12 protein-coding genes and 1 riboswitch are annotated in these 13,625 nt (G+C 69.5%); of the genes, 7 read left to right on the forward strand and 5 right to left on the reverse strand.

What is annotated here, in order from left to right; genetic code table 11:
* Positions 1 to 244 precede the first annotated feature (244 nt).
* From Pth03_RS10525 to Pth03_RS10540, 4 genes are all read left to right on the forward strand, one after another.
* The gene (locus Pth03_RS10525; protein ID WP_203943966.1) at positions 245 to 2,098 is read left to right on the forward strand and encodes a hypothetical protein; all 1,854 of its coding nucleotides are present in this window, start codon (positions 245 to 247) and stop codon (positions 2,096 to 2,098) included.
* 368 nt (positions 2,099 to 2,466) lie between these two features.
* The gene (locus Pth03_RS10530) at positions 2,467 to 3,195 is read left to right on the forward strand and encodes a DsbA family protein (RefSeq protein WP_203943967.1); all 729 of its coding nucleotides are present in this window, start codon (positions 2,467 to 2,469) and stop codon (positions 3,193 to 3,195) included.
* A 57-nt stretch (positions 3,196 to 3,252) separates the two neighbouring features.
* Positions 3,253 to 3,495, forward strand: a riboswitch (cobalamin riboswitch).
* Between the two features lie 134 nt (positions 3,496 to 3,629).
* Entirely contained in the window at positions 3,630 to 6,008 is a 2,379-nt protein-coding gene (locus Pth03_RS10535; RefSeq protein WP_239118908.1) for a ribonucleoside-diphosphate reductase subunit alpha, read from the forward strand.
* A gap of 26 nt (positions 6,009 to 6,034) precedes the next feature.
* A complete protein-coding gene (locus tag Pth03_RS10540) occupies positions 6,035 to 7,030 on the forward strand; it encodes a ribonucleotide-diphosphate reductase subunit beta (RefSeq protein WP_203943968.1) in 996 nt (331 codons plus the stop codon).
* A gap of 47 nt (positions 7,031 to 7,077) precedes the next feature.
* Here Pth03_RS10540 and Pth03_RS10545 read toward each other — a convergent pair whose 3' ends face one another.
* The 4 genes from Pth03_RS10545 to Pth03_RS10560 are packed head-to-tail and all read right to left on the reverse strand — an operon-like array spanning position 7,078 to position 10,421.
* Positions 7,078 to 7,437, reverse strand: a complete 360-nt coding sequence (locus Pth03_RS10545) for an FmdB family zinc ribbon protein (protein WP_203943969.1) — start codon at positions 7,435 to 7,437, stop codon at positions 7,078 to 7,080.
* A gap of 9 nt (positions 7,438 to 7,446) precedes the next feature.
* Positions 7,447 to 8,733 carry a hydroxyacid-oxoacid transhydrogenase gene (locus Pth03_RS10550; RefSeq protein ID WP_203943970.1) on the reverse strand — a complete coding sequence of 429 codons (1,287 nt, stop codon included), beginning with the start codon at positions 8,731 to 8,733 and terminating at the stop codon, positions 7,447 to 7,449.
* A 10-nt stretch (positions 8,734 to 8,743) separates the two neighbouring features.
* Complete coding sequence (locus Pth03_RS10555; protein WP_203943971.1) at positions 8,744 to 9,544, reverse strand: N-acyl homoserine lactonase family protein; 801 nt, start codon at positions 9,542 to 9,544, stop codon at positions 8,744 to 8,746.
* Between the two features lie 49 nt (positions 9,545 to 9,593).
* Entirely contained in the window at positions 9,594 to 10,421 is an 828-nt protein-coding gene (locus Pth03_RS10560) for an alpha/beta fold hydrolase (protein WP_203943972.1), read from the reverse strand.
* Positions 10,422 to 10,484: 63 nt separating this feature from the next.
* Here Pth03_RS10560 and Pth03_RS10565 point away from each other — a divergent pair, with 63 nt between their 5' ends.
* The gene (locus Pth03_RS10565) at positions 10,485 to 10,922 is read left to right on the forward strand and encodes a MarR family winged helix-turn-helix transcriptional regulator (protein WP_203943973.1); all 438 of its coding nucleotides are present in this window, start codon (positions 10,485 to 10,487) and stop codon (positions 10,920 to 10,922) included.
* A 2-nt stretch (positions 10,923 to 10,924) separates the two neighbouring features.
* On the opposite strand, the gene Pth03_RS10570 is transcribed toward Pth03_RS10565, so the two are convergent.
* On the reverse strand, positions 10,925 to 11,593 hold the full coding sequence (locus tag Pth03_RS10570) for a DedA family protein (RefSeq protein WP_203943974.1): 669 nt from the start codon (positions 11,591 to 11,593) through the stop codon (positions 10,925 to 10,927).
* A 135-nt stretch (positions 11,594 to 11,728) separates the two neighbouring features.
* Here Pth03_RS10570 and Pth03_RS10575 point away from each other — a divergent pair, with 135 nt between their 5' ends.
* On the forward strand, positions 11,729 to 12,964 hold the full coding sequence (locus Pth03_RS10575) for a sensor histidine kinase (RefSeq protein WP_203943975.1): 1,236 nt from the start codon (positions 11,729 to 11,731) through the stop codon (positions 12,962 to 12,964).
* Complete coding sequence (locus Pth03_RS10580) at positions 12,961 to 13,617, forward strand: response regulator (RefSeq protein ID WP_203943976.1); 657 nt, start codon at positions 12,961 to 12,963, stop codon at positions 13,615 to 13,617. The genes Pth03_RS10575 and Pth03_RS10580 overlap by 4 nt, the downstream gene beginning before the upstream one ends.
* Positions 13,618 to 13,625: the final 8 nt, after the last annotated feature.

Below are 13,625 nucleotides of genomic sequence, written 5' to 3' on the forward strand. Positions count from 1 at the left end.
GCTCAGCGGTCCGGGCCCCCGGCATTCGCCGGCGCACGTGTCGCCGATCCGTCCAGTTATCAGGCCGTCGGCGTCGTCGAAATAATTTTGTTGTCGAAATGTCAGGGCTTGTCGGTAATCTCTAGATCGTTCCGGCGCGTCCAACTGTACGGAATGCGGCGAGAGTGCCTGCCACCCCCGTATTCACAGCGCGAGCCGAACCCCTGCTTGCCTGCTTCATGCCTTTCTGGAGGAATCCATCCCCGTGAGAAGCACCACCACCCTCTCTGCGGTGCTCTCGGCGGCTCTGTCCGCCTCCCTGCTCGTCGGGCCCGCGGCCCACGCGGACGACGAGCCCACGCCGTCGATCACGGCGACCCCCTCGGAGACCGCTCCGTCCACCGGCCCGACGACCACCCCGAGCCCCACGCCGGCAGAGACTCCGACGGACAGCCCGGCTCCCGAGCCCACCCCGACACCGTCGGACACCCCGACACCCACTGACACCCCGACGCCGACCGACACCCCGACGCCCAGTGAGACCCCGACCGCCCCCGAGAGCCCGACGCCGACGCCGACGCCGACGCACGAGGGTGACGCGGTTGCACCCACCGTCACCAAGGTGGGCATGGTCGGCGGGGACAGCGGCATCCTGGAGGTCGCGGCTTCGTCCGACTCCGACATCACCACGGTGAGCGCGACCCTCACCGCCACGGACGGCACCACCACCGTGGAAACATTGCAGCTGTTCTCCGGCACCGCCAAGGACGGCGTCTGGCAGTCGGCGCGGCTCAAGGATCTTCCGTACGGCGACTACACCCTGAGTGTCACCGTCACGGACACCGACGGCGACGAGACCACCGCGCAAGCGGCCACCGACGTCGTCTTCCGACGCATGACCCGGGTCAAGCAGCAGGCGGTCACCCCCGCGACGCTCGACTTCCAGCATTCGCAGGTGCTCGCGACCGGCACGCTTGTCGCCTTCGATCCGCGGACCGGGGACGAGACACCGCTCGCAGGCACGGAGGTGCGGCTGACCGTCGGGAACTACGTGGTCTCCAAGCTGACGGCTTCCGATGGAAGCTACCGGATCAGCATGGCGGCGCAGGCCAGTACACCGGGCGAGCCTGTGGCCATACAGGTCGAGGCCTACGACCCCAACGCCCTCGGCCTGATCACCATCTATTCAGCCGCGATCCCATCTCGGCTGTACGAGACGCGCGTCAGGCTGGACAAGACGGCGCAGCGGTTCAACTACGGGACAAAACTCGTCGTGAGCGGCATCGTCGAATATCTCGACGGCGCAACGTGGAAGCCTGCTCCCGGAGTTCTGGTGAGCATCGACTACGACTACGCCAATGCCAGGTCAGGCTCCGACGGCCGTTTTACTCTCACCTATCCCTTCATCCTCAACAACGACGGCACCTGGCACATAACCGTCACGCCGAGCGAACAGCTCAACCCGTTCCTCGTCTCGTCTCAGGCCACCTTCACCGTCGACGTCGTCAACAAGGTCACCGTAAGCCTGTCCAGCAGCGGGCTGGACGAGTTCTCCGACTTGCGGTTCCGGGGCCAGATGTCCAGCAGCAGCAGCGTCCTGCCCGCCACTCGGAAGATCTACGTGCAGCAGTCGAGCAACGGCAGCAGCGGCTGGAAGAACCTGGGGTACTTCACCGTAGGCAAGAGCGGTGCGTTCGACATCACCGGGTGGGTGCAGCACCCCAAGGGCTACTGGCGGCTGTACTTCCCCGCCCAGACCGACTACCAGGCGGCCTACAGCAAGACGGTCCACTACTCGCGCATCGAGACCCGGATCGTCAGCTTCAACGCCGCCCCTGAGCCGATCCGCAAGGGGAGCTACGCGACCGTCAAGGGCACGATGCAGACGCTGTCGGGCAGCAAGTTCGTCGGCAAGTCCAAGACCCGGGTGTACATCTACCACCGGGCCAAGGGCGCCAAGACCTACAAGTACCTCGGCTACACCACCACCAACACCAAGGGCCAGTTCAGCAAGAAGTTCAAGGCAAACAAGGACGGCTACTGGGCGGCCGCCTGGTTCACCCCCAACTCCAGGTACGTCAACGCCTACAGCCTCGACGACTACGTCGACGTCCGCTGACCTCAGCTAAACGCGATCATCTCGGGCCGGCACCTCTCAGGTGCCGGCCCGTGCCGTTTCCTCCAAGCTCCGAAGATCCGCTCGTACCGGGCGTATGCCGTAAGTGATCAGGGGATTCCGGCGCACTTACGGCGACCGAAGGCCCTCCCCTATAGGCTCCACAGCGATGTGCCTGTGAGCAGTGATGGAGGACATGCACCCCCGAGGACGGCCCGGGTTCCGTCGCGGCCTCAGACCCCTGAAGCCGGGCGCCTGTTCATCTCAAGGGCCCCAATGCCCATGCCGCACCCTAAATCTCCGCAAACCGGCCATATTGTCATAAATCACTGCAATATCGTCAAAGTGTGGTTTAGAGGACTTGGAGCATCATGAGTAAGGCGGCGGCCCGGCAGTCGGCCCGTGAACGACTGCGGCAGGAGCAGATCCAGCAGGCGCAGAAGGAGAGGCGACGCCGGATCGTGGTGTTCACGACGATCGGCCTGGTGGTGATCATCGCCATCGTGGTCGGCCTGCTCGTCCAGGCGAACAGGACCAAGCCGACCACCTACTCGGGCGCACTGGCCCCGGTCAGCGTGCAGCAGGACGGCACGGTCGTCATGGCCCGGCCCGGGGTGACCAAGCCGGTGCTGGACGTCTACGAGGACTTCCAGTGCCCGATCTGCAAGGAGTTCGAGCACATCAACGCCGCCCAGATCAAGCAGTTCGCCGCCGAGGGCAAGATCAAGGTCGTCTACCACCCGATCGCCTTCGTCAACCCCCAGGGATCGTTGCGGGCGGCCGCCGCGGCGCAGTGCGTGCCCGGCAACTCGTGGATGGCCTTCCACGACGAGTTGTTCGCCAAGCAGCCGGACGAGAAGGTGGCGCTGACGATCGACGACCTGAAGAAGTTCGCGGCCGACGCGAAGATCACCGACCCGGCCGTTCTGTCCTGCATGGAGGCCCAGGGCAACGCCGCCCAAGTGCAGCAACGCACGCAGACGGCCTTGAATACGATCCAGGGCACACCCACACTCATGCTCGACGGCAAGCAGCTCAGCAACGACCAGGCCCTCACCTCGACCGGCCTGCGTGACGCGCTGGACGCGGCGACCAAGTAGCTCACCGATCACACCCAACACGACATGTTGGGTGTGACTTTCTCCGAGCCCCTATATATGGTGTCTCCTGCAGCTGGTTCGGTCGCCCATCCAGGGCGGCCGAGGCAAGAGGGAATCCGGTGCGGCGGCGGCTCGCGAGCCCGCCAATTCCGGAACTGCCCCGCAGCGGTGATTGGGAACGACCACTGTCAGATGCACTGGACCCGCCGAGGCGGTCCGGGAAGCGACAGTCAGTAGGCACCACGGCTCGTGCCGTACCCGCCCATGAGTCCGAAGACCTGCCAGCGCGCCGCGCACGATCAGCGTGCGCGGCTGGTCCGAGGCCGCGCGGGACGGCCGACGGCTCCGGCGCGCGTGATTTCGCCTCTTCGCCGCCGCTGCCTCCTGCGCGCCTACCGGGCCCCACCGGTTTGAGGGTCGCGAGGGGAGTAGGTGTGACGGTCATCGATGACGTCCAGACGGGGGTCGATTCCGGCCAGTCCCGGCGGGTTCAGATGCACGTGCGCAAGCGCAACGGTGCGAGTGAGCCCGTCGATGTGAACAAGATCGTCCGCGCTGTGGAGCGCTGGGCCGGCGACCTGGCCGACGTCGACCCGTTGCGGGTCGCGACGAAGACGATCAGCGGCTTGTACGACGGGGCGACCACCGACGAGCTCGACCGGCTGTCGATCCAGACGGCCGCCGAGATGATCGGCGAGGAGCCCCAATATTCGCGGCTGGCCGCCCGCCTGCTGTCGGGATACATCGAGAAGGAGGTGCGCGGCCAGGGCATCGCCTCCTTCAGCCAGGCGATCCGGCTCGGCCACGCGCAGGGCCTGATCGGCGACGCCACCGCCGATTTCGTGGCGGCCAACGCCCGCAAGCTCGACGACGCCGTCGACGTGCGCGGCGATCTGCGGTTCGAATACTTCGGCCTGCGCACGGTCTACGACCGCTACCTGCTGCGGCATCCGATCAGCCGGCTGGTGGTGGAGACCCCGCAATACTGGCTGCTGCGGGTGGCCTGCGGCCTGTCGCACACCCCGGCGGAGGCGATCGAGTTCTACCGGCTGTTGTCGTCGCTGGCCTACCTCCCGAGCTCGCCGACGTTGTTCAACTCCGGCACGCGGCACACCCAGATGTCCTCGTGCTACCTGGTCGACTCCCCGCGGGACGAGCTGGGCTCGATCTACGAGCGGTACGCGCAGGTGGCGCAGCTGTCGAAGTTCGCCGGCGGCATCGGCATCTCCTGGTCGCGGGTGCGCTCGCGCGGAGCCCTGATCCGCGGCACGAACGGCCAGTCCAACGGCATCGTGCCGTTCCTGAGGACGCTCGACTCGTCGGTCGCCGCGGTCAACCAGGGCGGAAGGCGCAAGGGTGCGGCCTGCGTCTACCTGGAGCCCTGGCATCCGGACATCGAGGAGTTCCTGGAGCTGCGCGACAACACGGGCGAGGACGCCCGGCGCACCCACAACCTCAACCTGGCCAACTGGATCCCCGACGAGTTCATGCGCCGGGTCGAGGCCGACGGGGTGTGGTCGCTGTTCGATCCGGACGAGGTGCCCGAGCTGCCCGACCTGTGGGGCGAGGAGTTCGACGCGGTCTACCGTACGGCCGAGCAGGAGGGCCGGTACGTCCGCCAGGTCAACGCACGCGACCTGTACGGCAAGATGATGCGCACGCTGGCGCAGACCGGCAACGGGTGGATGACCTTCAAGGACGCCTCCAACCGGCTGTGCAACCAGACCGCCGTGCCGGGCAACGTGGTGCACCTGTCCAACCTGTGCACGGAGATCATCGAGGTGTCGAGCGACGCCGAGACGGCCGTGTGCAACCTCGGCTCGGTCAACCTGGCGGCGCACACGACCGCCGACGGCGTCGACTGGGAGCGGCTGCGCGCGACGGTCCGCACCGCCGTGACGTTCCTCGACCGGGTGATCGACATCAACTACTACCCGAGCGAGCAGGCGGCGGCGAGCAACCCCCGCTGGCGCCCGGTCGGGCTGGGCGTGATGGGCCTGCAGGACGTCTTCTTCACGCTGCGCCTGCCGTTCGACTCGGCGGCGGCCAAGGAGCTGTCCACCCGCATCGCGGAGGAGGTCTACCTGACCGCGCTGGAGACCTCAGCCGGCCTGGCGGAGCGGTTCGGCCCGCACCCCGCCTACGAGCAGACCCGGGCGGCCCGGGGCGAGCTCCAGCCCGACCTGTGGGGGACCGTCGGCGAGCAGGCCGAGCGCTGGGCGGCGCTGCGGGAGCGGATCTCGGCGCACGGGCTGCGCAACTCCCTGCTGATCGCGATCGCGCCGACCGCCACGATCGCGTCGATCGCCGGATGCTACGAGTGCATCGAGCCCCAGGTGTCCAACCTGTTCAAGCGCGAGACGCTCAGCGGCGAGTTCCTCCAGATCAACACCGCGCTGGTGGGCGAGCTGAAGTCCCGGGGGTTGTGGACCCAGGAGATCAGGGACGCCATCAAGCGGGCGGAGGGCTCGGTGCAGGGCATCGAGGCGCTGCCCGCCGAGGTGCGCGAGCTGTTCCGCACCGCGTGGGAACTACCGCAGCGGTCGCTGATCGACCTGGCCGCGGCACGTGCGCCGTACGTCGACCAGAGCCAGTCGCTCAACCTGTTCATGAGCGCGCCGAGCATCGGAAAGCTCAGCTCGATGTACCTCCACGCCTGGAAGTCGGGCCTGAAGTCGACCTACTACCTGCGGTCGCGGCCCGCGACCCGCATCCAGCAGGCGACGGTCGCGGTCTCCCGGCCGGCGGTGCCGATGGAGGAGGCCATCGCGTGCTCCCTGGAGAACCCGGAGTCCTGCGAGGCCTGCCAGTGACCGCCGCCGATCCCAAGGAGAGCCCGATGTTGCTCGACCCTGGCATGGACCTGACCCTGCGGCCCATGCGTTATCCGCACTTCTTCGAGCGGTTCCGCGATGCGATCAAGAACACGTGGACGGTCGAAGAGGTCGATCTGCACTCCGATCTCAAGGACCTGGCCCGGCTCTCCCCCGCCGAACGGCACCTGGTCAGCCGGCTGGTCGCGTTCTTCGCCACCGGCGACACGATCGTGGCCAACAACCTCGTGCTCAACCTCTACCAGCACGTGAACTCCCCCGAGGGGCGGCTGTACCTGTCGCGCCAGCTGTTCGAGGAGGCGGTGCACGTCCAGTTCTATCTGAACCTGCTGGACACCTACGTGCCCGACGAGGGCGAGCGCTTCGCCGCCTTCGCCGCGATCGAGAACATCCCCTCGATCCGGCGCAAGGCCGAGTTCTGCTTCCGCTGGATCGACTCCGTCTTCAACCTGCGCGAGCTGCGCACTCGTGAGGACCGGCGGGCGTTCCTGCTCAACCTGATCTGCTTCGCGGCCTGCATCGAGGGCCTGTTCTTCTACGGCGCCTTCGCGTACGTGTACTTCCTGCGTTCGCGAGGTCTGCTCAACGGCCTGGCCTCCGGCACCAACTGGGTCTTCCGCGACGAGTCGATGCACATGGCGTTCGCCTTCGACGTGGTCGACACCGTACGCCGGGAGGAGCCGGACCTGTTCGACGACGAGATGCGGCGGCAGGTGCGCGAGATGCTGGCCGAGGCGGTCGAGTGCGAGGCGCAGTTCGCCGAGGACCTGCTCGGCCAGGGCGTGCCCGGGTTGTCGCTGGCGGACATGCGCTCCTATCTGGAGCATGTGGCCGACCGGCGGCTCGCCCAGCTCGACATCGAGCCGCTCTACGGGTCGAAGAACCCTTTCGCCTTCATGGAGCTCCAGGATGTGCAGGAGTTGTCGAACTTCTTCGAGCGGCGGGTGTCGGCCTACCAGGTCGGGGTGACCGGCACGGTGTCCTTCGACGACGACTTCTGACCGTTCCGGCCGGGCCGGGGGCGCACGACCTCCGGCCCGGCCGGACTTCAGCAGTCGCCGGCGCGCAGCGGCGAACGCTCGTAGCGGCCTTCGTGGGCGAGGACCGGCCGCCGGTCACCTGCCAGCTCAGGGTGGCGTTCCTCCAGGCTGCGGCGGGCCTCGGCGGTCCGCCGCAGAGCGGCCACGTATTCACGGTCGCCGCCGTAGGTGCCGCGCCAGGTCTGCGGCATCATCTCGGCGGGCGGGGGCAAGGCCGCCCGCGCCGCCGCGCCGCCTCCGATGCCGAACGTGCTCGGCACCTTGCGGGTGACCGCGCCGCACTCAGGGCAGCGGGGCAGGGGCGCGGTGAAAGACTGCACGACCTCGAAACGGTGTCCGCTCTCGCAGCGCAGGTCGTAGATGGCCATGGCTTCACCTCACCAGAGCGTGATCGACCGGGTCAGGATGCCGGCGACGTCGTCTTCCGTGACGGGCCGCGGAGAGGTCGCGAGCAGGCGCTGCTGCATCATCGCGCCCTCTGCCAGCGCGGGCACGTCGTCTTTCGTGTAGCCCACGCCGCCGATGCCGTCGGGGATGCCGACGTCCCGCATGAGGGCCGTCAGCACGCCGGGCAGGAACTCGGCGAGGTCGGCGGGCCTGTCCGCCGACGGGTCGAGCAGTTCGGCCGCGCGCAGGTGCCGCTGCGGGGCGGCCTCGAAGGTGAACCGGAACGCCTCGGGCGCGGTGAGCGCGACGGCCATGCCGTGCGGCACCATCGGCTCGTCGCCGGGGTAGCCGTCCGGGTGGAAGTCCCTGACCCGCCCGGCTATCGGATAGGCGTTGGCGTGGGGGATGTGCACGCCCGCGTTGCCGAACCCGAGCCCGGCGAAGGTCGCCGCCAGCGCCATCTCGCCGCGTGCCCGCGCGTCGTCGCCCTGCCGTACGGCCTGGCGGAAGGAGCACGACAGCAGCCGGAGCGCCTGCTCGGACCACATGTCGGCCACCGGGTTGGACCCGCAGTACGGCACCCGCTCCTCGGGCCGCTTGCGCTCGTACGACGTGTACGGCCGGGCCGTGTAGCTCTCCAGGGCATGGCAGAGGATGTCCATCCCGGCGGCGGCGGTCACGGCCGCAGGCTGGGTGAGGGTGAGATCGGGGTCAACGACGGCGAGCACCGGACGCAGGCGCACATGGCTGATGCCGGTCTTGACCTTCTGCTCCAGCACGTCGAGCACGCAGATGGTGGTGCTCTCCGAGCCGGTGCCCGTGGTGGTGGGCACCGCGACCAGCGGCTTGAGCGGGTGTGACGGGGCCCGGCCGCCTCCGACGGGGGCGTTGACGTAGTCCATCAGCTCGCCGGGGTTGGTCGTGAGCAGGTTGACCGCCTTGGCGGTGTCGATGCTGGATCCGCCGCCGACGGCGACGAAGGCGTCCCAGGGGCCGGTCGCGCGGGCGTGCTCGACGGCGGCGATCAGGCTCTCGTCCGTCGGCTCGACGTGAGTGCCGTCGTAGACGTGGGCCTCCATGCCGTAACCGGCGAGCTGCTCGGCGATGCGGGCGGGTGCGCCTGTGGCCGCCACGCGGGGGTCGGTGACGACGAGGACGCGGCGGGCCCCGTACCGGCTCAGGTCGAAGCCGATCTCGGCTGAGGCGCCGGGGCCGAACTTCAGGGCGGGCGCGCCGTAGGTGAAGACGGATTCGGGGTCGGCGGGTGCGGTGTGCATGGGCGGCCTCTCAGCTGTAGTGACCGTGCGGAGCGGTGCGCATCGAACGCAGCTGGTCGGTGTCATGCCCGAAGATCACCTGGGCCTGCGATCGTTCCGCGATCGAGCGGATCTTCTCAACGGAGGCGTACCACGCGCCCAGGTCGTCGACGATGGTGGCGGGCACGGAGGGCGGGCCGTAGGAGTCGCCCATGTAGACGGCGTCGGACGTGAAGATCATCGTGCCGGACTCGGGAAGGTCGACGCGCATGGCCATGGTGCCGGGGGTGTGCCCGGGAGCCTCGATGAGGGTGACACCGGGCAGGATCTCGGTGTCGCCGGACACGGTTTCGAAGTCGAGGCCCTCGTAGTCGGCCTTGAGGTGCGCCCCCTTGAACGCGCCCTCGTAGCCGAAGGCGAACTCCTTCTCCTTGTCGTTGACGACGAGGCGCGCGCCGGTGCCGGCGAAGGTCCTGACGTTGCCCGCGTGGTCGAAGTGGAGATGCGAGAGCACCACGTAGTCGAGGCTCTCGGGGCTGACGCCGAGCCGTCCGAGGTTGGCGTCGAGGTACTGCTCGTCCGAGACCTGGTCGTACGGGAAGTATTCCTGCAGGCCGGTGGGCGCCCAGCGGGTCTCCCAGTCACGCGGGCAGCTCGTGTCCCACAGGAGGGTCCCTTCCTCCGTCTCGACGAGGACGGCATGGGTCGCGCAGCGATACCACTCGACCGGCTTGGTCCGCTGGGATCGTGGTCGCAGGGATCGGCCCGGCTTGAGCAGCAGCCAGGTCAGGTCGCAGCTCATTGCTCCGCAGTCGAGGATGTGCAGTTTCATCACGATTCCTCCTGCTTCATCGGCGGTTTTGCCTCGCTTTTCCGGTCTATCAGCTGGTTCTGCCCTCTGCCATCAGGGCACGCACCCGGGTCGCGTACGCCCGAGGGTGGGTCAGGTTGCCGTTGTGCCCTCCGGGGAACTCATCGACGGCCACGCCGAGCAGGGCCGCCAGCTCCCGCGCGCATCGATGGTCGAAGACCTCGGGCGGGGTGGTGCGGCCCACCGCGGGAATGACGCGGGTGGCCGAGCCGGCCAGCCCGGCGAGCGGCGGCGTGTCCCGGGCGAAGGCGGCGACGTCGTTGTCGATGAAGAACCCGAAGTTCGCCGTCCTGCGGGCGTCCATCGGGTGAGAGGTGATGCCGGGTTCGGTCTCCTGGCCCTCCGGATCGATGCCGAGCGTGCGCGCGATCTCGGTGACGGCCGCACGCAGGCCCTCCTTGCGGTAGACCTCTCGCACCGCCAGGAGCTCGCGCTCGTGACGGCCGCGCAGGGCGCCGGGCAGCAGAGCGGGGGCGACCGGCTCATGGGCGATCAGCGTGTGCAGCAGCCCGGGGTGGGTGGCCGCCACGTGCAGGCCCAGCACGGCGCCGATGCTGCACCCGAGCATGCCCGCCGGCCGGTCGGACACCTCGGTCAGCAGGCGGCGGACGTCGTCGGCGTGGTCGGCCACGCTCGCGCCCGCGCCGGGGTCGTCGAGCGTGCTGCGCGACAGGCCGCGGCGGTCGTAGGTCACCACCGTGTGATCCGCCGCCAGGTGAGCGACCAGGTCGGCGGTGCGCCCGGCGTCGCCCTCGCCGCTCTGGGAGATCAGCAACACCGGCCCGCTCCCGTGGATCTCGTAGTAGAGCCGTGCACCCGCCACGCGGAGGTAACCCATGATCTTCTCCTTCTCGGAAATTACATCAGAAATGATGCATCACTTCTGATGTATCATGGACGCATGAACGGTGTCGAGCTCTTCCTCCTCGGCCGGACCCTCATGAAGATCGGGGAAGAGGCCATGCCGGTCGAGGGCCTCGCGCCACAGACCACGAGCGTGCGAACGGTCCTGGTCGTGGTGAGCGACCTGCGCGAACATCCGGAGACGTCGGTCGGCGACATCGCCGGCCGGACCGGCCTGCCTCAGAGCGCCGTCTCCGGCGCGGTCGCCCGGCTCCGCGAGGCGGGCTCGATCGTCACCGGGCCCGACCCGCGTGACCGCCGCCGCACGCTGATCCGCGCGGCACCCGAGGTCTCCGCCCGGCTCGCCGAGGTGCGTTCCTCGTCCATCGCCGGGGCGCTCGCCTCGGCGGCCCATACAGACGACCCGGCGGAGATCGCCGAACTCGTCGCGATGCTGGAGACGCTCGCCCGGCGGTTGTCCCCCCGAACCGGGTGACCTCAGTCTTCGCGGGATGCCGCCCACCCGGTGTGTGACGTCTCAAGAACCTCACCGTCCGGCGCCTGACGACGGGCGGCACGCCCGCGCAGGTGCCGGACGGTCTCGATGACGACCGTGACACCGATCGCGATGCCGAGGCCGAGCAACAGGCCCTTCATCGGGTCGTGCTCGAAGGCCATGCCGCCGACGAAGCCGATCAAGGTCGAATACGCGGCCCACGAAACGGTGGCGATCGCGTCGAACAACGTGAACCTCCGCAGCGGATATCCGCCGGCGCCCGCCGTCAGCGTCGCCGCCGTCCGGCCGCCAGGCACATAACGCGCGACCACCAGGAGCAGCCCGCCGCGCTCCGCGAGCGTCCGCTCGGCCCAGTCGGCGGCGGCCCGCCCGCGCGTGCCCGGCCGCAGCCGCCCGAGCACCCTGCGCCCGGCCGTACGGCCGGCCAAATAGGAGACGTGATCTCCGGCGAACGCGCCGAGCGCCGCGACGGCGATCACGGCCGCCAGGTCGGGGCCGCCGGTCGCGGCGAACACCCCGGCCGTGATGACCGCGGTCTCGCTCGGCACCGCGGGGAAGAACGCATCGACCAGCGCGACGGCGAAGAGCAGGAGATAGACCCAGGGGGAGGCCATGACCTGCCGCAGCAGGTCGAGGATCGCATCGGTCACGATGATCGACGCTACGGAGCACGGCCGCCCCGCCGCCGCGTACGAACGTCGCCTCCCGCCCCTCACCTTCGGCAGGGTCGGGGCTGGTCCTCACGGAGGAGGGCGGTCCTCCTCCCGGCTTGTAGCGTCGAGGGCATGACGCGGTGGATCCGGAGGCGGAGCGCCCAGGAGGTCTTCGCGGACTTCCTGCTCTGGACCGTGGTGTGCCTGCCCATGGTGTTCCTGCCCGGCGACCCCTACGACTGGGAACCGCTCAGCGGCGACGACCTTGTCGCCGTCGCGCTCGCGGGCGTGTCCGTCGTGACGTTCGCGGTGCTGATCAGCAGGGCCGCGCCCCTCGCGTCGATGCTGGTCGTCCTGGTCATGGGGCCATGGCAGGCGACGAAGGCACTGGCCACCGTGCACCTGTGGCCGCTCGACACCCTTGTGCGCGTGGGACCGCTCAACGGGTTCACGATCGCCATCGTGGCCTTCAGCTATCTTGCCGGGCGGCGGATGGCCCGGCCCCGCACGGTGCTCGGGGTCTTCGGGGCGATCTTCGCGATCGGCGGGCTCCTCACGCTCATCTCGACGAACGGTCCCGCGCCGAAGGAGACGGTCTGGGTGCCGATCCTCACCGGGGTGCTCATCACGAGCGTCCTGCCGTGGATGGCCGGGCTGTACGTGCGCCAGCGCCAGGACCAGCGGGAACGCGAACGCCGTATGGTCGCCGCGCAGGCCCGGCTCCGCGAGCGTGCCCGCATCGCCCAGGACATGCACGACTCGCTCGGCCACGAGCTCGCCCTGATCGCGCTGCGCGCCGGAGCGCTGGAGATGGCCCCCGACCTCGCCGAATGCCATCGGGCCGCGGCGAGCGAGCTGCGCCAGGCGGCGGGCGCCACGACGGCGCGGCTCCGCCAGGTGATCGGCGTCCTCGCGGACGACGGTGGGCCCACGGACGACGGCGGGCGGGCGCCGCTCGCGCCCCACGGTGAGGACATCGCGGCACTGGTCGAGCGAGCGAGGTCGTCGGGCATGACCGTCGAACTGGCCGGCGACCCCTCCCTCGCGGCCGACGACGACTGGGAGGGGTCGCTCGTCCGCAACGCCGCCTACCGCGTCGTGCAGGAGGCCATCACCAACGCCGCGCGGCACGCCCCCGGGGCTCCCGTGTCCGTACGCGTCGATCGCACCCCCGGCACGGTCACCGTCTCGGTGTCCAACCCGGCTCCCGCGGGCGCCATCGGTGACGGCACCGGCCTGGTCGGGCTGCGCGAGCGTGTACGGCTGGCCGGGGGCGCCTTTAACGCCGGGCCGAGGGGCGGCAGGTTCGAGGCCGTCGCCCGCCTGCCGTACGAGCCGGGGGACGAGAAGCGGAGGGAACCTGCGTGATCAAGGTGGTGCTGGCCGACGACGAGGCCATGATCAGGGCAGGGGTGCGGGCCATCCTGTCCACCGATCCGGAGATCCAGGTGGTCGCGGAGGCGCGAGACGGACATGAGGCCGTCGAGCTGACGCTTTCGTGCCGCCCCGACGTGGTGCTGCTCGACATCCGCATGCCGCGGCTGGACGGGCTGGCCGCGGCGGCGGAGATCCGCCGCATCGCACCGGACACGGGGGTGGTGATGCTGACGACCTTCGGGGAGGACGAGTACATCACGCGGGCCCTCGGCGACGGCGCCGGCGGGTTCCTCCTCAAGTCGGGCGACCCCCGTGAGCTGCTGGCCGGGGTGCGCGCGGTGGCGGGCGGGGCCGCCTACCTGTCGCCCGAGGTCGCCCACCGCGTGATCAGCCAGCTCGACGGGGGGCGGATGCGCCGCGCCGCCGAGGCGCGGGCGCGGGCCGGCGGCCTGACCCCGCGTGAGCGTGACGTGCTCGCGCTGCTCGGCGCGGGGCTGTCCAACGCCCAGATCGGCACGCGGCTGCATCTGGTGGAGGGCACCGTCAAGACCTACGTCAGCGCCATCCTGGCCCGGCTCGGCGTCGGCAACCGGGTCCAGGCCGCGATCATCGCCTACGAGGCGGGGCTCGTGGACGGCGACTGATCCAGCGA

The organism is Planotetraspora thailandica, assembly GCF_016863335.1.
GTDB lineage: Bacteria > Actinomycetota > Actinomycetes > Streptosporangiales > Streptosporangiaceae > Planotetraspora > Planotetraspora thailandica.

Bases quoted from the DNA above. Each gene is read 5' to 3' on its own strand.
- Pth03_RS10565 (WP_203943973.1), top strand. From the start codon at position 10,485: ATGAACGGTGTCGAGCTCTTCCTCCTCGGCCGGACCCTCATGAAGATC.
- Pth03_RS10575 (WP_203943975.1), top strand. From the start codon at position 11,729: ATGACGCGGTGGATCCGGAGGCGGAGCGCCCAGGAGGTCTTCGCGGAC.
- Pth03_RS10545 (WP_203943969.1), bottom strand. From the start codon at position 7,437: ATGGCCATCTACGACCTGCGCTGCGAGAGCGGACACCGTTTCGAGGTC.
- Pth03_RS10560 (WP_203943972.1), bottom strand. From the start codon at position 10,421: ATGGGTTACCTCCGCGTGGCGGGTGCACGGCTCTACTACGAGATCCAC.
- Pth03_RS10530 (WP_203943967.1), top strand. From the start codon at position 2,467: ATGAGTAAGGCGGCGGCCCGGCAGTCGGCCCGTGAACGACTGCGGCAG.
- Pth03_RS10540 (WP_203943968.1), top strand. From the start codon at position 6,035: ATGTTGCTCGACCCTGGCATGGACCTGACCCTGCGGCCCATGCGTTAT.
- Pth03_RS10550 (WP_203943970.1), bottom strand. From the start codon at position 8,733: ATGCACACCGCACCCGCCGACCCCGAATCCGTCTTCACCTACGGCGCG.
- Pth03_RS10555 (WP_203943971.1), bottom strand. From the start codon at position 9,544: ATGAAACTGCACATCCTCGACTGCGGAGCAATGAGCTGCGACCTGACC.